Source organism: Sphingomonas morindae (genome assembly GCF_023822065.1).
Taxonomy (GTDB): domain Bacteria; phylum Pseudomonadota; class Alphaproteobacteria; order Sphingomonadales; family Sphingomonadaceae; genus Solisphingomonas; species Solisphingomonas morindae.
The window spans coordinates 2652980-2671951 of the sequence record NZ_CP084930.1; the positions used below are offsets into that span (position 1 = coordinate 2652980).

Annotated in this window: 12 protein-coding genes; 8 read left to right on the forward strand and 4 right to left on the reverse strand. The window is 69.6% G+C overall.

What is annotated here, in order from left to right; genetic code table 11:
* Window positions 1–18 precede the first annotated feature (18 nt).
* On the reverse strand, window positions 19–2856 hold the full coding sequence (locus LHA26_RS13035) for a beta-galactosidase (protein WP_252166028.1): 2838 nt from the start codon (window positions 2854–2856) through the stop codon (window positions 19–21).
* 38 nt (window positions 2857–2894) lie between these two features.
* Window positions 2895–4445, reverse strand: coding sequence for an alpha-N-arabinofuranosidase (locus LHA26_RS13040; RefSeq protein ID WP_252166029.1), 1551 nt, complete (start codon window positions 4443–4445; stop codon window positions 2895–2897).
* A gap of 260 nt (window positions 4446–4705) precedes the next feature.
* Between LHA26_RS13040 and LHA26_RS13045 the strand changes: the two genes are divergently transcribed.
* From LHA26_RS13045 to LHA26_RS13065, 5 genes are all read left to right on the forward strand, one after another.
* Window positions 4706–6793 (forward strand): catalase, encoded by a 2088-nt coding sequence (locus LHA26_RS13045; protein WP_252166030.1) that lies wholly within the window; start codon window positions 4706–4708, stop codon window positions 6791–6793.
* 122 nt (window positions 6794–6915) lie between these two features.
* Window positions 6916–7959, forward strand: coding sequence for an AI-2E family transporter (locus LHA26_RS13050; RefSeq protein WP_252166031.1), 1044 nt, complete (start codon window positions 6916–6918; stop codon window positions 7957–7959).
* A 116-nt stretch (window positions 7960–8075) separates the two neighbouring features.
* The gene (locus LHA26_RS13055; protein WP_252166032.1) at window positions 8076–8999 is read left to right on the forward strand and encodes a dihydrodipicolinate synthase family protein; all 924 of its coding nucleotides are present in this window, start codon (window positions 8076–8078) and stop codon (window positions 8997–8999) included.
* Between the two features lie 5 nt (window positions 9000–9004).
* Window positions 9005–10003, forward strand: a complete 999-nt coding sequence (locus LHA26_RS13060) for a 4-hydroxyproline epimerase (RefSeq protein WP_252166033.1) — start codon at window positions 9005–9007, stop codon at window positions 10001–10003.
* A gap of 29 nt (window positions 10004–10032) precedes the next feature.
* On the forward strand, window positions 10033–11460 hold the full coding sequence (locus tag LHA26_RS13065) for an amino acid permease (RefSeq protein WP_252166034.1): 1428 nt from the start codon (window positions 10033–10035) through the stop codon (window positions 11458–11460).
* On the opposite strand, the gene LHA26_RS13070 is transcribed toward LHA26_RS13065, so the two are convergent.
* Entirely contained in the window at window positions 11406–12110 is a 705-nt protein-coding gene (locus LHA26_RS13070) for a GntR family transcriptional regulator (RefSeq protein ID WP_252166035.1), read from the reverse strand. The two genes, LHA26_RS13065 and LHA26_RS13070, sit on opposite strands and share 55 nt — an antisense overlap.
* Before the next feature lie 156 nt (window positions 12111–12266).
* Here LHA26_RS13070 and LHA26_RS13075 point away from each other — a divergent pair, with 156 nt between their 5' ends.
* Window positions 12267–13517, forward strand: coding sequence for an NAD(P)/FAD-dependent oxidoreductase (locus LHA26_RS13075; RefSeq protein ID WP_252166036.1), 1251 nt, complete (start codon window positions 12267–12269; stop codon window positions 13515–13517).
* On the forward strand, window positions 13514–14707 hold the full coding sequence (locus tag LHA26_RS13080) for a M24 family metallopeptidase (protein ID WP_252166037.1): 1194 nt from the start codon (window positions 13514–13516) through the stop codon (window positions 14705–14707). Before LHA26_RS13075 ends, LHA26_RS13080 begins: the two co-directional genes overlap by 4 nt.
* Window positions 14708–14729: 22 nt before the next feature.
* Here LHA26_RS13080 and LHA26_RS13085 read toward each other — a convergent pair whose 3' ends face one another.
* Window positions 14730–16487: a DUF885 domain-containing protein gene (locus LHA26_RS13085; RefSeq protein ID WP_252166038.1), complete on the reverse strand. Its 1758-nt coding sequence runs from the start codon at window positions 16485–16487 to the stop codon at window positions 14730–14732.
* A gap of 74 nt (window positions 16488–16561) precedes the next feature.
* Here LHA26_RS13085 and LHA26_RS13090 point away from each other — a divergent pair, with 74 nt between their 5' ends.
* Window positions 16562–18967 carry a beta-L-arabinofuranosidase domain-containing protein gene (locus LHA26_RS13090; RefSeq protein WP_367890718.1) on the forward strand — a complete coding sequence of 802 codons (2406 nt, stop codon included), beginning with the start codon at window positions 16562–16564 and terminating at the stop codon, window positions 18965–18967.
* Window positions 18968–18972: the final 5 nt, after the last annotated feature.

Genomic DNA, 18972 nt, shown 5'->3' on the forward strand with positions numbered 1-18972 from the left:
CCTCGCCTGTGTCGGCCGCTAGCGCGCGGGCATGGCGGCGTAATCGATCAACGACACCGCGCCGAGCCCGCCGGGGCTGGCGTCCGTTTTCCACACCGCCACGCTGATCCGGTTCGGCCCGTGCGGATCGAGGATGCCGGCGGGCACCGGGAAATCGTGCTGCGGCCCGAGATCGCTCACATAATGGCCGAACTGCCAGCCATTGACGAACAGGATCGCGCGATAATGGCGGCCCGGCGGATCGGCGATGCGCAGCCCGAGCGAGGCATCGGCGCCGCGCGGCAGGTCCAGCCGCACCGTCGTGCGATACCAGCTGACGCCGGGCTTATCGTCGTTGGAGGCGAGCCGCGTCTCGTGCCAGCCGGCATCGCCGCCCTTGCCGAGATGCCAGCCCTCGCGCTCGCCGAACAGGCCGCCCTCATTATAGGGGCCGCGCAGCGCGTCGGTCGCGCCGTCGCCGCCGCGCCGCCCCTGGATCCGCCAGCCTATCGCATCCGCCTCGGCGCCGAGCGGCACGGCGCTGACGATGCCGCGCGCGGTGCGGTTCTCGCCCTTGGAGTCATAATCCTCCTCATGGCCCATATCGACCGTGAGCACCGACAGCACATTGTCGCCCCGCCGCAGCGCGGCCTGGGGGAAACCAAAGGCGCCATCCTCGCCGCCCGTCACGCTGCCGAGAAAGCGGCCGTTGAGCCAGGCGCTGTACGCGCCGCCCTTGCCGCCGCTGATCACCTTCAGCCGGATGCCGGTGGGCGGCACATGGCCCGCATCATTGCGGAAATGGCCGCGATACCAGGTGTTGCCGGTGTGGAAGCCATAATCATCGGCGAACAGGACGGGCAGCGAGCCGGGCTTGGTGATGCTGGCGCTGCTCCGCAGCCGCGCCTCCTGCCACGTCTGGTCGGGGAAATCGGGGTCGATCTCGGGTGCCTCGGCGCGGCGCTCCCAGGGGCCGAGCGCGGGGAGGACGAGCCGGGGCCGCGCCGGAACGGTGAAGGCGAGGCCGCCGTCGGGCGCCGGCGCCGTGGTCACCGCGGCGCCGTTCCAGCGCAGCCGCGCGGCCGGCGGGGCGAACAGCTCGGCGCGCGCCTCCTGCGCCGCGCCATCGCCGGTGAGCGCCAGCGTATCGCCGGACAGCACCGCCTGGCGCAGCAGCGGCGCGCCGAGCAGGAGCACCGGGCCCGTGCCCGTCTCGGCGCGCCAGACCTGCTCGGTGCTGGGCGTGTCGGCGATCAGCAGCAGCAGCGGCGGCCGGCCGCCCCCGCTGATCGACAGGCGGATCAGCCCGTCATGGCTGTAGTTGATCCGCAGATCCCGCTTCTTCTCCCACTGGAGCGTGGCGGCGCCGGCGATCACCGTCACCTCGGGGCGGCGCGCGAAGCGCAGCACCGTTTCGCCCGGGCTGCCCGGCCGGCCATGGAGCAGCACCACGTCGCGCTCGCCGATCCTGTCGGCGGTCATCAGCTCGGACGTCGAGTAGACGAGATGCTGCCCGGCGAGATCCGTATCGGCCGCCAGCAGCTTGGCTTCGCGGCCGTCGAGCGTGATGGCGGTGCCCGGCGCCTGCGGTACGCGCGGATAGCGGCCATCCTTGAGCGCAAGCGCGATATGCACCGAGGCGGGCGTGGCGGCGGTGGTGTCGCCATGGCGGAGCAGATGATATTCGCTGCCGCTGGCGGCATCGCGGCGCACCACGTCGATCACCGCCGGATCGTCCACCCGGGCCGGCGTGGCGGCGCTGGCGGACAGAAGCGGGGCGCTGGCGGCGAGCATATAGCCGATGCGCTTCATCTCATAATATTTGGGATCGAACTGGCGCCCCTCGGTGATGGCCGCGCCATAATCGTAGCTGGTATAGTTTTGCGGTATCGCCTGCCAGCCCCAGGAAGTGCCGCCATAGACCATGTAGAAATTCTGCGCCGTCGCGCCGGCGGCGATATTCTGCTTGTAGAAGACGTTGGCGAAACGGTCGTTGATCAGCTTGGCGCAGGCGCCATAGCCGGGGCCGCCCCAGGGGTCGAAGGCGCCGCCCTGATATTCCGCCGCGAAAATGGGCTGGCCGGCGCCATGCTCGTCCGCCATATCGGGCGCGGCGTTCCATTTTTCCGGGGTCGAGCAGTCAAAGCCCTGCGGATAATGATCCCATCCGCTCACCTGCATCGCGCCGACACCGTCGACAAAGGTGCCGTTATGGTTGCCGACCAGCGGCACGCTGATCCCGTCCGCGCGCGCCTTGGCCTTGAGATGCTGCATATAGGCGCGGCCCTGGTCGCTGCCCTTATAATATTCGTTCTCGACCTGATAGGCGATCACCGTGCCGCGGCCGCCATCGATCTGGTGGCGCGCGATGATCCGGTCGATCTGGGTCAGCCACTCGTCGGCGGCGGCGAGATAGGCGGGATCGGGGCTGCGATTGGCGAGCGGCCTGGTCGTGAACCAGAGCGGGAAGCCGCCGCTGTCCACCTCGGCGTTGATATAGGGGCCGGGCCGGGCGATGATGTAGATGCCCGCATCGCGCGCCGCGTCCAGCAGCCGGTCCATGTCGCGGATGCCGGTGAAATCATAGTGGCCGGGCGCGGCGGAGTGGTAGCCCCAGGAGAAATAGATGGAGGCGGCGTTGAAGCCGGCCGCCTTCATCTTCTGGAAGATGTCCGGCCAGAGATCGGGGCTGGGCAGGCGATAGGGGTGGAACTCGCCCGACCAGATATAGAGCCGCTTGCCATCGATGGTGAAGCTGTGCGCATCGAAGCCGACCCGCGAGGCGGGGGGCGCCGCCCGCGCCGGCGCCCCGGCCCCCAGGCCCGCCACCAGAGCGGCGAGCGCCGCCGCCCCCATCAGCGCGCCCGGACTCCGCATAGCCGCTTCTCCCCCAGGTTCTTGTCGGACAATATTAATCAGCGCAGGTCGAGCATCACCACCGATTTGGGCGGCAGCGTCACCGTCAGCGTGTCGCCCTGGCGCGTCGCGCCCGTGAAGGGGGCGGGGCGCACCGCGTCGGGCGCGTCGAAACTATTGTGCGCGTCCATCGCCGCCGCCGTGAGGATGCGGCCGCTGACGGCGCTGCCCGCCACGCCCGCCAGCGTCAGCGTCACCTGGTCGCCATGCTCGGGATCGGTGTTGGTCAGCCCGATATGCACCACGCCATCCTGGCCGCGCACCGCGCTGGCGCTGATCGCCGGGAGCACCCACTCATTCTTCGCGTACCAGTGCGATTTCACCTCGACCGGCAGCACCGTGGCATCCTGATAATCCTTGTACATGTCGAAGACCCAATAAGTGGGCGTCTTCACCATGCGCGGACCGTCGGTCAGCAGCAGCGATTGCAGCACATTCACCATCTGCGCGATATTGGCGCCGCGCAGGCGGTCGGTATGGCGCGCGAAAATATCGAAGTTGAGGCTGGCGACGAGCGCGTCGCGCAGCGAGTTCTGCTGATAGAGGAAGCCGGGATTGGTGCCCGGTTCCACATCGTACCAGGTGCCCCATTCGTCGACGAGCAGCGCCGTCTTCTTGGCGGGGTCATATTTGTCCATCACCTTGGCATGGCCGGCGATGATGGTGTCGATGCGCCGCGTCTTGTAGAGCGTCCGCGCCCAGGCGTCCTCGTCGAAGCCGGTCGCCGCGCCCTTGTGCTTCCACTCGTAGGGAATGGTGTAATAATGCATGCCGATGCCATCGAAATGGCCGCCGGCCTCGCGCATCATCACCTCGGTCCAGTTATAGTCATCCTCGTTGGGCCCGCTGGCGATCTTCATCATGTGCTGGCCCTCGGGCAGCTTGAGGAAGCTGCCGTAGCGGCGGGTCAGATCGGCGGCGTATTCGGGGCGCATATTGCCGCCACAGCCCCACAATTCGTTGCCGATGCCGAACATGGCGACTTTCCAGGGCTGTTTGCGGCCATTGGCGGCGCGTTCCTTGGCGAGACTCGAGCCCGAGGGCGAGGTCATATATTCGACCCATTCCGCCATTTCGTAGGGGGGCGCGTCGCCGACATTGCCGGCGACATAGGCATCCGCTCCCACCATCTCGGAATAGTTCATGAACTCGTGCGTGCCGAAGCTGTTGTCCTCGGTGACGCCGCCCCAGTTGGTGTTGATCTTGATGCGTCGCTTGGCGACGGGCCCGATCCCCTCGCGCCAGTGATATTCATCGGCGAAGCAGCCGCCCGGCCAGCGGATGACGGGAACGCGGATCGCCTTGAGCGCCTCCAGCACATCGGTGCGATAGCCGTCGCGGTTGGCGATGCGGCTGTTCCGCCCCACCCAGATGCCGCCATAGATGCCGTGGCCGAGATGCTCGGCGAACTGGCCGAACAGGCGCCGGTCGAACCGCGGCGCCGGCGTGTCGCCATGCACCACCACGCTGTCCGGCCCGGGGTCCTGTGCGCTCGTCGCCACCGGCGCGGCGGACAGGGCAAGCAAAGCCAGGATCGGCATCAGGCGCATCGTCACTCCCCTTCACGATCGATCATCCCGGTCAGGTGATCGTGTCTGTTGTCGAACAATATAAGCTGTGGCGAATGCCGCAAGGGCCGTTGGGCGAAAAGCCGGCCGTCGCCCGTCATACCGATCCCGGCGGGCGGCGTTCGGCTGGGCCTGCGCCATGCTCCGTCCGCCGGCTTATGTCGTGCGTCGCCGGGGCCGCAGGGAACACCCGCCGCCGCCGCTCGCTTTGGCGGTAACCTATGTGAAAGCGGGATTTAGCCATGGCCGATGTCGATCTCACCCCCTTCGAGCGCGGACAGGGCGGGGAGACCCACCAGCGCCGGGCCGAAGGCGATGACGTGCTCACCACCAATCAGGGCATGCCGATCGCCGACAATCAGAACTCGCTGAAGGTCGGCCCGCGCGGGCCGGTGCTGCTGGAGGACGAGATCCTCCGCGAGAAGATCCACCATTTCGATCACGAGCGCATTCCCGAGCGGATCGTCCATGCCCGCGGCTCGGCCGCGCACGGCTTCTTCGAATGCTATGAGAGCCTGGCCGATATCACCCGCGCCGATCTCTTCCAAAAGAAGGGCCAGCGCACCGAGGTCTTCACCCGCTTCTCCACCGTGGCGGGGGGCGCCGGCTCGGTCGACACGCCGCGCGACGTGCGGGGCTTCGCCGTGAAATTCTATACGCGCGAAGGCAATTGGGATCTGGTCGGCAACAATATCCCGGTCTTCTTCATCCAGGACGCGATCAAATTTCCCGATCTCATCCACGCCGCCAAGATGGAGGCGGACCGCGGCTATCCCCAGGCGGCCACCGCGCACGATACCTTCTGGGATTTCATCAGCCTGATGCCCGAGAGCACGCACATGCTGATGTGGATCATGTCCGATAGGACGCTGCCGCGCAGCTTCGCCACCATGGAAGGCTTTGGCATCCACAGCTTCCGCTTCGTCAACAAGGAGGGGAAGAGCAGCTTCGTCAAATTCCACTGGAAGCCCAAGGCGGGGCTGGCCTCCACCATCTGGGACGAGACGGTGAAGATCGCCGGCGCCGATCCCGATTTCCAGCGGCGCGACCTGTTCGAGCGGATCGGCCGGGGCGATTATCCCGAATGGGAGCTGGGCATCCAGCTGTTCGACGAGGAATGGGCCAATCAGCAGCCCTATGACGTGCTCGATGCCACCAAGATCATTCCCGAGGAAGACATTCCGGTGCGGCCGATCGGGCGCATGGTGCTCGATCGCTATCCCGACAATTTCTTCGCCGAGACCGAGCAGGTCGCCTTCTGCCCGAGCCATATGGTGCCCGGCATCGATCATTCCAACGATCCGCTGCTCCAGGGCCGGCTCTTCTCCTATCTCGACACCCAGCTGAAGCGGCTGGGCTCCACCAATTTCCACCAGCTGCCGATCAACCAGGCCAAGGGCCGGCCGGGCGGCTGCCCCTTCCACAATTTCCAGCGCGACGGGCACATGCAGATGCAGGTGCCCAAGGGCCGCGCCAATTACGAGCCCAACAGCCTGGGCGAGGCGGGCGAGATCGCCGGCCCGCGCGAGGATCCCGAGACCGGCTTCTCCAGCTACCCGGCCGCCGAGGCGGGCGACAAGCTGCGCGTCCGCCCGGAAAGCTTCGCGGATCATTACAGCCAGGCGCGGCTCTTCTTCCGCAGCCTCGATCCGGCCGAGGCCGCGCATCTGGCCAGCGCGATCGTGTTCGAGCTGTCCAAGGTCTCGCTGCCGCACATCCGCACGCGCATCCTCGCCAATCTCGGCAATGTCGACGAGACGCTGGCGCAGCGCGTCGCCGAGGGTCTGGCGCTGCCCGTGCCGGAGGCGAGCCCGACGGCGGCGCCGATCATCGATATGAAGCCGTCCCCGGCGCTGCGCATCATCAACGGCCCGCGCGAGCGCGCCTCGCTGGAGGGATCGGTGATCGGCGTGCTGATCGCGGACGGCAGCGATGCCGTCGCGCTCGCCGCGCTGCGCGCCGAGATCGAGGGCGCGGGCGGCCATGCCCTGCTCATCGCGCCCAAGGTGGGGGCGGTGCCGCTGTCGGACGGCAGCGCCATCGCCGCCGATGCGCAATTGTTCGGCCAGCCATCGGTCACGGTGGACGCCTGCGCGCTGGTGCTCTCGGCGGAGGCCGGCGCCAAGCTGGCGCGCGAGGCGGCGGCGATCCAGTGGGTGATGGATGCGTTCGGCCATCTCAAGGCGATCGGCCACGATGCCGGCGCCGCGCCGCTGCTCGCCAAGGCCGGCGTGGAAGCCGATGAGGGGGTGACGGGGCTGGCGGGCTTCGCCGCCGCCGCCGGCCGTCGCTATTGGGCGCGCGAGGCCAAGATCCGCACGCTGGCCTGAGCGCGGCGGCGCCCGCTCCGCAGGGGCGGGCGGAACCCGGCGATCCAGTGGCCGTTCCTGCGGCGCAACTGGCGCCGGGAGGCTGGAATGGGGCGAACGGCGCGGGCGAGGGGGCGGGGGGCGTGAACAGGCTGACGCCGCCCGTCGCCGATCACGGCTTTTTGCGGCGGCTCGGGCTGGTGCTGGGCGCGCTGGCACTGATCTTCTTCGTCTATCGCGTCTCGGATCTCGTCCTGCTCGCCTTCGGCGCGGCGCTGGGCGGGCTTCTGCTGGCCACCGCCGCCGATGCCTTGGCGGCGCGCACCCCGCTGCCGCGCGGCATGGCGCTGGCGCTCGCCGTGCTGGCGCTGTTCGCGGTGCTGGGGCTGATCGGGACTTTGTTCGGCACCGAGCTGGTGGGCCAGGCCGACCAGCTCAAGGAAACGCTCCCGCGCGATTGGGCGCGGCTGCGCGGCCAGCTCGAGGCCAACGCTATGGGGCGGCTGCTCACCCAGTCGCTCAGCCAGGGCAGCGGCGGCGGCGGCATCGCCCATGCCGTGATCGGCACCGCCTGGGGCGCGGTCGAGACCTTCGCCAACTTCCTCATCATCCTGGTGGGCGCGATCTTCTTCGCGGCCCAGCCCGGCCTCTACAAACGCGGGCTGATCCTGCTCGCGCCGCCGCCCTATCGCGCGGTGGCAGGCGACGCGATCGACGATGTCGCGCGCGCGCTCCGCCGCTGGCTGCTCACCCAGTTGGTGTCGATGGTGCTGATGGGGGTGATGATCGGGCTTGGTCTTGCCTGGTCGGGCGTGTCGGCGGCGGCCGCGCTCGGGCTGCTCGGCGGCCTGTCCGAGTTCATCCCCTATGTCGGGCCGACGCTGGCGATGGTGCCGGCGCTGGTGATGGCGCTCACCGGCGGCGGATCGGTGTGGGGCGTGCTCGCCACCTATGCGGTGGTGCGGATCGTCCAGGCCAATCTGATCACACCCCTTTTGTCGCAGCGGCTGGTGTCGGTGCCGCCCGGCCTCTATCTCTTCCTCATCCTCGGCGCGGGCGCGGTGTTCGGCACCTATGGCCTGTTCTTCGCCGGCGCGCTGGCGGTGACCTTCTACACGCTGGTGGTCCGCCTCTATGTGCGCGAGACGCTGGGCGACGACGTGCCCGTGCCGGGCAGCGGCGACTGACGCTTCCCCGCTGCGCGTCTTTACAGCCGCCATGACACGGCCGAGACTGGTCGCATGCGGGTGTTGCGCAACCATAGGATACCGTATACGAAGAGCGGGACCAAGGAGGACATCGCATGACTCACGCCTCGGCGCTCTGGCAGGGCGTCTATCCCGCCGTGACCACCCAATTCGCCGAAGATCTTTCCGTCGATCTCGGCGCCACGCAGAAGGTGCAGTCCGCGCTCGTCGATGATGGCGTGGACGGGCTCATCCTGCTCGGCACCTGTGGCGAGAATAATTCGCTCGAGCCCGACGAGAAGCGCGCGCTGCTGCGCGCCGGGGTGGAAGCGGTGGGCGGGCGCGTCCCGCTGGTCGCCGGCGTGTCCGAGATGACGACCGCGCGCGCGGTGCAGTTCGCCCGCGATGCCGAGGCGATCGGCGTGGACGCGCTGATGCTGTTGCCGGCGATGGTCTATGTGCCGCGCGGCGAGGAGCTGGCCGCGCATTTCCGCACCGTCGCCGAGGCGACCGCGCTGCCGATCATGCTGTACAACAATCCGCCCGCCTATCGGGTGAGCGTCGATTTCGCCACGCTCGATGCGCTGGCCGATCTCCCCAACATCGTCGCGGTCAAGGAAAGCGCGCCCGATCCGCGCCGCTTCACCGACATCATCAACCGCTTCGGCGACCGCTATACGGTGATGGCCGGGCTCGACGATATCGCGCTCGAGGGGCTGTTGCTCGGCGCCAGCGGCTGGGTCTCCGGTCTGACCAGCGCCTTCCCGCGCGAGTCGGTGCGGCTCGTCGCCGCCGCGCGCGAGGGACGCTGGGAGGAGGCGCGCGCCATCTATCGCTGGTTCATGCCGCTGCTCCATCTCGATGCCGAGCATGATCTCGTCCAGTCGATCAAGCTGGCCGAGCAGATCATGGGCCGCGGCAGCGAGCGCGTGCGCATGCCGCGCCTGCCGCTCACGGGCGAGCGCCGGCGCGAGGTGACGCAATGGGTGGAGCAGTGCGCCGCCACCCAGCCCAGCCTCGCCCTGGCGGACGCCGCCTGATCGCGATGCGCCACACCTTCTTCTGCATCGATGGTCACACCGCCGGCAATCCGGTGCGGCTGGTGGCGGGCGGCGCGCCGCTGCTGCGCGGCGCCTCGATGATCGAGCGGCGCGAGGATTTCCTCGCCCGCTTCGATTGGATCCGCACCGGCCTCTGCTTCGAGCCGCGCGGCCACGACATGATGTCGGGCGGCTTCCTCTACCCGCCGACGCGCGAGGATGCCGATTGCGGCATCCTCTTCATCGAGACGTCGGGCTGCCTGCCCATGTGCGGCCACGGCACCATCGGCATGGTCACCTTTGGGTTGGAAAACGGGCTGATCACGCCGCGCACGCCGGGACGGCTGCGGATCGAGGTGCCGGCGGGGCTGATCGATGTCGACTATGGCGTGGAAGGCGCCCGCGTCGCCTGGGTGCGCATCCGCAACGTCCCCGCCTATCTGGCGGTGGAGGATGTGCGGATCGAGGTGCCGGGCTTCGGCCCGCTGCGCATCGATGTCGCCTATGGCGGCAATTATTACGCCATCGTCGAGCCACAGGGCCCGTATCAGGGGCTCGACGCGCTCGGCGCGGCGCGGCTGGTGGAGCTTAGCCGTACCGTGCGCGCGCTGATGCGGGCGGCGGTGGAGCCGGTGCATCCGCTCGACAATCGCATCCGCGGCGTCAGCCATGTCCTGTGGACCGATGCGCCGCGCGGCAATGGCGCCGACGGGCGCAACGCCGTCTTCTACGGCGAGCGCGCGATCGATCGCAGCCCGTGCGGCACCGGCACCTCGGCGCGCCTCGCGCATCTCCACGCCAAGGGCCGGCTGGCGGTGGGCGATCGCTTCGTCCACGAAAGCTATATCGGAAGCCGCTTCATCGGCCGGGTGGAGGCCGAAACCATGGTGGGGGACCGGCCGGGCATCATCCCTTCGATCGAAGGATCGGCGGTGGCGACGGGGTTCAACACCATCTGGATCGATCGCGAGGATCCGTTCTGGGCGGGCTTCACCGTCGTCTGACGCGAAAGCATAACGAGAAGGGCAGGGGCATGGGGATTTTCGGGCCGGTCAAGCCGATGGTGCGGAGCAAGGATCCGGACCCGGGGCACCGGCTCAAGCCGAGCCTCTCCTGGCCGCATCTGATCGCGCTCGGCGTCGGCGCGATCGTCGGCACTGGCATCTATACGCTGATCGGGGTCGGCGCCGAGCGGGCGGGGCCGGCGGTGATCCTGTCCTTCGCCATCGCCGGCGCGGTGTGCGCCTGCGCGGCGCTCGCCTATGCCGAGCTGGCGACCATGATCCCCACCGCCGGCAGCGCCTATACCTATACCTATTCGGTGATCGGCGAGACGGCCGCCTGGGTGGTGGGATGGAGCCTGATCCTCGAATATTCGCTCGCCTGTTCCACCGTGGCGGTGGGATGGTCGGGCTATCTGGTCGGCTGGCTCCATGCCGCCGGCGTGGATCTGCCGCAGCTGCTGCTCGCGGGGCCGCACGGCGGCGGCCTCGTCAATCTGCCGGCGGTGCTGGTGGCGTTGGGCATCGCCGCGATGCTGATGGCGGGCACGCGCGAGAGCGCGACGCTCAACATCGTGCTGGTGGTGATCAAGCTGGTCGCGCTCGCCGCCTTCGTCGCGCTGGCGCTGCCCGGCTTCCAGGCCGGCCATTTCCAGCCCTTCATGCCCTATGGCTTTGGCAGCCACGCCGAGGCCGGCGGCACGCGCGGCGTGATGGCGGCGGCGGCGATCGTCTTCTTCGCCTTTTACGGCTTCGATGCGGTGGCGACCTCGGCCGAGGAGGCGCGCAACCCCGGACGCGATCTCACCATCGGCATCATTGGCTCGATGGCGGTGTGCACCACCATCTATATCCTCGTCGCCCTCACCGCGATCGGCGCGCTGCCCTTCACCGCGCTCGGCCAGTCTCCCGAGCCGCTGGCGTTGGTGCTGCGCGTGCTCGATCATCCGCTCGCCGCCTGGGCGGTCGCGGCGGCGGCGCTGCTCGCGCTGCCCTCGGTCATCCTCGTGATGATGTACGGGCAGAGCCGCATCTTCTTCGTCATGGCACGCGACGGGCTGCTGCCGCGGGCGCTGGCCCGCGTCTCGCCGCGCAGCGGCGCGCCGGTGCTGGTGACGGGGATCACCGGGCTGTTCGTGGCCGCCGTCGCCGGCTTCTTCCGGCTCGACGAGATCGCCGAGCTTGCCAATGCCGGCACACTGATCGCCTTCATCGCGGTGGGCGGGTGCATGATGCTGCTGCGCCGCCGCGCGCCCGAGGCCGTGCGCGTCTTCCGCTGCCCCTGGCCCTATCTGGTCGGAACGCTCGCGATCCTCGGCTGCCTCTACCTGCTCATCAGCCTGCCCGAGGCGACGCTGCGCCGCTTCCTGATCTGGAACCTGATCGGGCTCGGCGTCTATTTCGCCTATAGCCGCCCGCGCAGCGCCTTGCTGCCCTCGGCCACGACGACCGGCGGCTGACCATCGCCGGCGCCCAGCTGACGGCGCAGATCGGCCAGCGTGCCGCCGATATGTTCGGCGGCGAGCTGCTTGGCGCGGGCTTCGTCGCGCGCCAGCCACGCCTCGAGCAGCACCGCATGTTCCAGATGCGCGCGATCCTCGCGCCCGGCGGGCTCGAGATGCTTGAAGACATAGCGCTCGGAAAGGATCTGCAGCCGCTCGACCAGTTGCGAGGTCAGCACCCGTCCGCCCGGCCGGACCAGCGCCATGTGGAAATCGCGGTTGCGGGCGGCGACGAAATCGAGATGCGCATGCGCGGCCTCGTCCAGCGCCACCAGCGCGGCGCGGGCGGCCTCCTGCGCGGTCTCGTCGGCGGCGCGGGCGGCGGCGGCGACCGCCTCGGGCTCGATCGACAGGCGCAGCGCGAAAATCTCCTCGGCCTCGCCGGCCGACATGGCGCGCACGAAGAAGCCGCGATTGGCCTGGCTGACGAGCAGCCCCTCCTGTTCGAGCCGCGCCAACGCCTCGCGCAGCGGAATCTTGCTGACGCCCAGCTCGTTGGCGAGCGCATCCTGGCGGATGGCCTGCTCCACCGGCAGCTTTCCCGTCACGATCTGCTCGCGCACGATGTTGAAAATCTGCTCGGACAATGTGCGGACGACGATACTCATTCGGTCGAGCTCCACCCCTCTGGCCCCCGCTGCCGCGCTCTATCCTCATGCGGCAGTGCAAAACTACCATAGATCAAATGCATCACGGAGAAAGTCCCGCCGAATGAAGATTGCACCAGGCAATCGTATACGATACCGCCGCTGCGGGAGGCAAGCATGGCGCGGGCGGTGATCATCGGCGGGGGCGTGGTGGGGCTGGCGAGCGCGGTGGCGCTGGCCGATCAGCGATGGTCGGTGACGGTGATCGACGCCGATCCCGCGCGTCAGGCCGCCTCCTGGGGCAATGCCGGCCATATCGCGATCGAGCAGGGCGCGCCGCTCGCCTCGCGCGCGGCGCTGCGCTCGGCGCCGCGGCGTCTGTTCAGCCGGGGCGGGGCGCTGGCGCTGCCGCCGCGCCAGATCGGCCGCTGGCTGCCCTTCGGCCTGCGCCTTGCGCGCGCCGCCGCGCCGCGCCGGTTCGAAGCCGGCCAGGCCGCGCTCGCCCCGCTGCTCGCCGGCGCGATGCCCGCCTGGCACCGGCTCGCCGCCGGCCTGGATGCGCCCGATCTTGTGCGCGAGCACGGCCATATCGTCGCCTGGGAGAGCGCCGCGAGCGCGGCGGCGGGGCGGCGGGCCTGGGCGGCGGCGCCGATCGGCACCGCGCGCTTCCGCGCCTTCGACGCGGCCGAGCGCGCGGCGCTGGCACGGCTCGCGCCCGCCGGCTGCGCCGATGCGATCCGCTTCACCAACACCGGCCAGATCCGCGATCTCGCGGCGCTCGCCGATGCGCTGACGGCGCGGCTGGCGGCGCGTGGCGGCCGGATCGTGCCGGGCCGCGCCACGCTGCGCCGCGTTTCCGGCGGGGCGGCGGAGGCGGTGCTGGAGGATGGCGCGACGCTTCGGGCGGACTTGATCCTCGTCGCCGCCGGCGTGCGCGCGCCCGCGCTGCTCGCCCCCTTCGGCCATCGGGCGCCGATCATCGCCGAGCGCGGCTACCATATCCGGGCCGACGCCGCGTCCTGGCCGGACGATCTGCCGCCGATCGTGTTCGAGGATCGCGCGATGATCGTCACGCGCTATGCCGGCTGCGTCCAGGCGGCGAGCTTTGTCGAGCTAAGCGATGCGGACGCGCCCGCCGATCCCGCCAAATGGGCGCGGCTCGAGGCGCATGTCGCCGCGCTCGGCCTGCCGCTGCGTCCGCCCTTCACCCGCTGGATGGGTTCGCGGCCGACCCTGCCCGATTATCTGCCCGCGATCGGCCGCAGCCGGCGCGCGCCCAATCTCCTCTATGCCTTCGGCCATCAGCATCTCGGCCTGACGCTGGCGCCGATCACCGGCGAGATCGTCGCCGCGCTGGCCGCCGGCACGGCGCCGCCGGTGCCGCTCGCCCCGTTCGACATCGCCCGTTTCGAGAAGGATAGCGCATGAGCATCGGAGGTTCGACCGCTGCGGCGGAGCTGGCGGCGCTCGCCCTCTGGGCCAGGCCGGCCCCGCCGATCACGCCGGCGGAGCGGGCGGAGCGCCTCGCCCGCGCCCGGGCGCTGATGGCGGAATGCGACGCCGGGGCGCTGCTCGTGCAGGCCGGCCCCTCGCTCCGCTATTTCACTGGGCTGAGCTGGGGGCCGAGCGAGCGGCCGGTGGCGATGCTGCTGCTGCCCACCGGCACGCCGATCCTGGTCTGCCCGCGGTTCGAGCAGGGCAGCGTCGCGGCCGAGCTGGCGATCGAGATGGATCTCCGCCTCTGGGAGGAGGATGAGGATCCTCACCGGCTCGTCGCTGATGCGCTGGCCGGCGCGGGCGTGACGCGGCTGGCGGTGGATCCGGCCCTGTCCTTCCAGATGGCGGGGCGGCTCGGCGCGGCGGCGCCGGGGGTGCGGCTCGGCGATGGCGCGGCGGTGATCGATGGCTGCCGGATGATCAAATCGCCCGCCGAGCTGGCCCTAATGCGTCAGGCCAAGGCGATGACGCTGGAGGTCCAGCGCCGCGCCGCGCGCATTCTGGCGCCGGGCATCACCAATATCGAGGTCGCGCGCTTCATCGATGAAGCGCACCGCGCGCTGGGCGCTTCGGGCGCGAGCTTCTGCATCGTCCAGTTCGGCCGCGCGACTGCCTTTCCGCACGGCCTGCCCGGGCCCCAGCCGCTCGCCGAGGGCGACCTGGTGCTGATCGACACGGGCTGCACGATCGAAGGCTATCACTCGGACATCACGCGCACCTATGGCTTCGGCGAACCGGGCGCCGAGGCGCGCGCCATCTGGGAGGTGGAAAAGGCCGCGCAGGCCGCCGCCTTCGCCGCCGTCCGCCCCGGCGTCCCTTGCGAGGCGGTGGACGCGGCCGCGCGCGCCGTGCTGGAGGCGGCGGGGCTCGGTCCGGCCTATCGGCTGCCGGGATTGCCCCACCGCACCGGCCACGGCATCGGGCTGGCGATCCACGAGCCCGCCTATCTGGTGCGCGGCGATCGCACCCCGCTGGCGCCCGGCATGTGCTTCTCGAACGAACCGATGATCGTGGTGCCCGAGCGGTTCGGCATCCGGCTCGAGGATCATTTCCACGTCACCGATCACGGCGCGGCCTGGTTCACCGAACCCCAGCCGGCGATCGACCGGCCCTTCGGCTGAAGCGCCGGCCGGCGTCGGATCGTCATTCCTCGTCCGGATAGGGGCCCTTGCCGCCTTCGGCGATGAAGCGATCGATCCGGGTCTGGAGCACGGGCAGCGGCACCGAGCCCAGTTCGAGCACCGCATCGTGGAAGGCGCGGATGTTGAACTTGGGCCCGAGCGCCCGCTCGGCCCGCGCGCGTCCGTCGACGATCGCCATCTCGCCCAGATAATAGCTCAGCGCCTGGCCCGGCCAGGCGATGTAGCGATCCACCTCGGTCTCGATCTCGTGATCGGCGAGCGCGGTATTCTCGTGCAGATAGGCCTGGGCCTGGGCGCGGCTCCAGCCCATGGTGTGGATGCCGGTATCCACCACCAGCCGCGCAGCGCGCCACATTTGGTACGAAAGCATGCCGAAACGGTCGTAAGGCGTGTCGTACATGCCCATTTCGTCGCCCAATTTCTCGCAATAGAGCGCCCAACCCTCGCCATAGGCCGAGATATATTCCGCGCGGAAGCCGGGCAGATCCTTATGCTCCATCGCCAGCGGCATCTGGAAGGCGTGGCCCGGCGCGCTTTCGTGCAGCGTCAGCGCCGGCAACGAGTAGAGCGGACGCGCCGGCAGATTATAGGTGTTGACGAGATAGACGCCCGGCCCGCCGCGCCCGCTGGTGTAGAAGGGGGCGATATCGTCCGGCACCGGCTTGATCGCAAAGCGGCTGCGCGGCAGATGGCCGAAATAGCGCGCCGCCTTGCCGTCGAAGGTCTTGGCGATCCAGGCGGCGCGGTTCAGCAGATCCTGCGGAGTCTTGGCGTAGAATTGCGGATCGCTGCGCAGGTGCGCGAGAAAGGCGGGCAGATCGCCCTGGAATTGCACCGCGCGCATCACCGCCAGCATCTCGCCCCGGATCCGCGCCACCTCGCGCAGGCCGGTCGCGTGGATCTCGGCCGGGGTGGCGCGCAGCGTCGTGAACTCGAAGATCTTGGACTGGTAATAGGCCTTGCCGTCGGGCAGCGCATAGGCGCCGAGCGCGGTCTGGGCGTGGGGGATATAGTCGTTCCGCAGGAACTGGAGCAGCGCCTTGTGCGCGGGCACCACCTTGTCCGCGATCACGCGCCGCGCCTCGGCGCGCAGCGCGGCCTGCTCGGCCGCCGGGATCGTCGCGGGCATCGCCTTGAACGGCGCGTAGAAACGGTTTGCCTCCGGGGTGGGCGCGTCGGTCACCGGGGTGACGGTGGTGTCGCGCCCCTGCAGCGTCACCTGCGGGGGCGTGAAGCCGCGCGCCAGCCCGGCCCGCATATTGGCGATCTGCTGGTCGAAATAGCGCGGCATCTCGCCGAGCATCGTCAGGTAGTTGCGATAATCCTGCGCGGTGCGGAAGCTGGCCTGGGCGACCCCGGCGAGATTGCCCCAGAAGCTCGTGTCAGCGTTGAGCGGGCGCTCATAATCGCGGAAGCGCTGGGCGGCGAGCAGCGCCTCGATCTGGTAGCGATAGACGGCGAGGTTGGTCTGGTTGGCGGGCGAGAGCCTGGCGGGATCGATGCCGGCCAGGGCCTGGCTGGTCGCCGTCCATCGCGCCAGCCGCGCCGCCTGCGCCGCCGGACCGACATCGGGCAGATGCGCGGAAATCGTGTCGCCATCATCCTCGTCGGCTTCGTGCTGCGCCTGGCGCCAGCTCCATTCCGCTTTGTAGATCGCCTCGAAGCGTGCATCTTCGGGGCCGGCGGCGCGCACCGGCGCGGCGGCGATGGCGATGCCGAGCGCGATCAGGCTGGCGAAGTTCGTGATCCGGCTACCCATTGCCCCATACCCCACAATATGTCACTTACCATGCATCGTATATCGTATCCTCAACTCGGCGCAAGGAGAGCCAGGTGGCGGCGAAGGCAGCGGGAACACGGCGCGCATGGCTGAAGGGCGCGGGCGTGATGGCGATGCTGGCGGGGCAGGGCGGGATGGCGCGCGCGGCCGCCGCGGCCGCCCCCGGCACCGGGGCGGCGCTGCTGCCGGCGCACCCGCGCCCGCTGCCGCTGGCGGACGTGCGGCTGCTGCCCTCGCCCTTTCTCGACGCGGTCACCGCCAATCACCGCTATCTGCTGAGCCTCGAGCCTGACCGCCTGCTTCATAATTTCCGCAAGGGGGCAGGGCTGGCGCCCAAGGGCGCCGCCTATGGCGGCTGGGAGGGCGATACGATCGCTGGGCATACGCTCGGCCATTATATCTCCGCGCTCGCGCTCCTCCACGCCCAGACCGGCGATGCCGAGGCGCGCCGCCGCGTCGCCTATATTGTCGACGAGCTTGCCGCCTGTCAGCGCGCGCGGGGCAGTGGCTATGTCGCCGGCCTGCTGCGCAAGCGCAAGGACGGCACGCAGGTGGATGGCGAGGAAATCTTCCACGAGATCGCCGCCGGCGATATCCGCTCGGGCGGATTCGATCTCAACGGCGCCTGGTCGCCGCTCTACAATATCCACAAGACCTTTGCGGGCCTGCTCGACGCACAGGCCCTGGCCGGGTGCGACGCCGCGCTGCCGGTGGCGGTGGCGCTGGGCGGCTATTTTCAGCGCGTCTTCGCGGCGCTCGACGATCAGCAGATGCAGGCGGTGCTGGCGTGCGAATATGGCGGCCTCAACGAAAGCTATGCCGAGCTTGCCGCGCGCACCGGCGATGCGCAGTGGTTGCGCGTGGCGGAGCGGATCCGCGATGCCGGCGTGCTGGTGCCGCTCGAGCAGGGCGAGGACGTGCTGCCCAACAAGCATGCCAACACCCAGATCCCCAAGCTGATCGGCTATGCCCGCATCTATGAGGTGGGTGGCCGCGAGACGGCGGGGCGGACGGCGCGCTTCTTCTGGGAGCGGGTGACCGGGCACCATAGCTATGTGATCGGCGGCAACGCCGACCGCGAATATTTCTTCGCGCCCGATGCGATCGCCCAGCATGTGACCGAGCAGACCTGCGAGCATTGCAACAGCTACAACATGCTCAAGCTGACCCGGCATCTCTATGGCTGGCAGCCCGATGGCGCGCTGTTCGACTATTATGAGCGCACCCACTTCAACCATATTCTCGCCGCGCAGGACCCAGCGACCGGCCTGTTCACCTACATGACGCCCCTGATGTCCGGCATCAAGCGCGACTGGTCCTCGCCGACCGGGGATTTCTGGTGCTGCGTCGGCACCGGCATGGAGAGCCACGCCAAGCATGGCGAGAGCATCTTCTGGGAAGGCAAGGACGCGCTGATCGTCAATCTCTACATTCCCGCCCGCGCCACCTGGCGCGCGCGCGGCGCGACGGTGGCGCTGGCGACCGGCTATCCCTTCGATGGCGCGGTGCGGCTGACGCTGGAACGCCTCGCCCGGCCGGGCGCCTTCACCATCGCCCTGCGCATCCCGGGCTGGGCCGAAGGCGCCACGCTGACGGTGAACGGTGCGCCCGTCGAGGCGGCGCGCAGCGCCGGCTATGCGGTGCTGCGCCGGCGCTGGCGTGCGGGCGATACGATCGGCCTCGCCTTGCCGCTGGCGCTGCGGCTGGAGCCGACGCCCGGCGATCCCGATCTCGTCACCGTGCTGCGCGGGCCGCTGGTGCTGGCGGGCGATCTCGGCCCGGCCGACCAGCCGGCGCCGCCGGGCGCCGCGCCGGCTTTGGTGGGGGCGGATCTGCTCGCCGGCTTCACGCCGGTGGAGCCGGGCCGCGCGCGCTTCCGCACCGCCGGGCTGGGCCGCCCCGCCGATCTCGACTTCGCCCCCTTCTATCAGGCGTATAATCGGCGAAGCGCCGTTTATTTCAAGCGCTTCACCGATGCGGCTTGGGGGCGCGAGAAGATCGCCATCGCCGCCGAGCAGGCACGGCTGGCGGATCTCGCGGCGCGATCGGTGGATGTCATGCATCTGGGCGAGATGCAGCCGGAACGCGATCACCAGCTCAGCTCCGATATCTCCTATCCCGTGGTCTATCGCGGCCGCAATGGACGCGACGCGCGGAGCGGCGGCTATTTCGCCTTCCGCATGAAGGCGGCGCCCGGGCCGCTCATCCTCACCGCCACCTATTGGGGCGAGGAGCGCAACCGCGCCTTCGACATTTTGGTGGACGGCACGCGCATCGCCACCCAGACGCTCGACGCGCAGGCGCCGGGCCGCTTCGTGGACATCGACTATGCGGTGCCCGAGGCGCTGACGCGCGGCAAGGTGAGCGTGCTGATCCGCTTTCAGCCCCATGCCGCGCACACGGCGGGGCCCGTTTTCGGCGTGCGGCTCGCCCGGCCGGCGGGGCTGCCGCGCGCCTGATGCGG

What these genes read in the sequence shown, in the direction of transcription:
- LHA26_RS13035 (WP_252166028.1), bottom strand. Translation starts at nt 2,856, where the DNA reads ATGCGGAGTCCGGGCGCGCTGATGGGGGCGGCGGCGCTCGCCGCTCTG.
- LHA26_RS13040 (WP_252166029.1), bottom strand. Translation starts at nt 4,445, where the DNA reads ATGCGCCTGATGCCGATCCTGGCTTTGCTTGCCCTGTCCGCCGCGCCG.
- LHA26_RS13045 (WP_252166030.1), top strand. Translation starts at nt 4,706, where the DNA reads ATGGCCGATGTCGATCTCACCCCCTTCGAGCGCGGACAGGGCGGGGAG.
- LHA26_RS13055 (WP_252166032.1), top strand. Translation starts at nt 8,076, where the DNA reads ATGACTCACGCCTCGGCGCTCTGGCAGGGCGTCTATCCCGCCGTGACC.
- LHA26_RS13060 (WP_252166033.1), top strand. Translation starts at nt 9,005, where the DNA reads ATGCGCCACACCTTCTTCTGCATCGATGGTCACACCGCCGGCAATCCG.
- LHA26_RS13065 (WP_252166034.1), top strand. Translation starts at nt 10,033, where the DNA reads ATGGGGATTTTCGGGCCGGTCAAGCCGATGGTGCGGAGCAAGGATCCG.
- LHA26_RS13070 (WP_252166035.1), bottom strand. Translation starts at nt 12,110, where the DNA reads ATGAGTATCGTCGTCCGCACATTGTCCGAGCAGATTTTCAACATCGTG.
- LHA26_RS13075 (WP_252166036.1), top strand. Translation starts at nt 12,267, where the DNA reads ATGGCGCGGGCGGTGATCATCGGCGGGGGCGTGGTGGGGCTGGCGAGC.
- LHA26_RS13080 (WP_252166037.1), top strand. Translation starts at nt 13,514, where the DNA reads ATGAGCATCGGAGGTTCGACCGCTGCGGCGGAGCTGGCGGCGCTCGCC.
- LHA26_RS13085 (WP_252166038.1), bottom strand. Translation starts at nt 16,487, where the DNA reads ATGGGTAGCCGGATCACGAACTTCGCCAGCCTGATCGCGCTCGGCATC.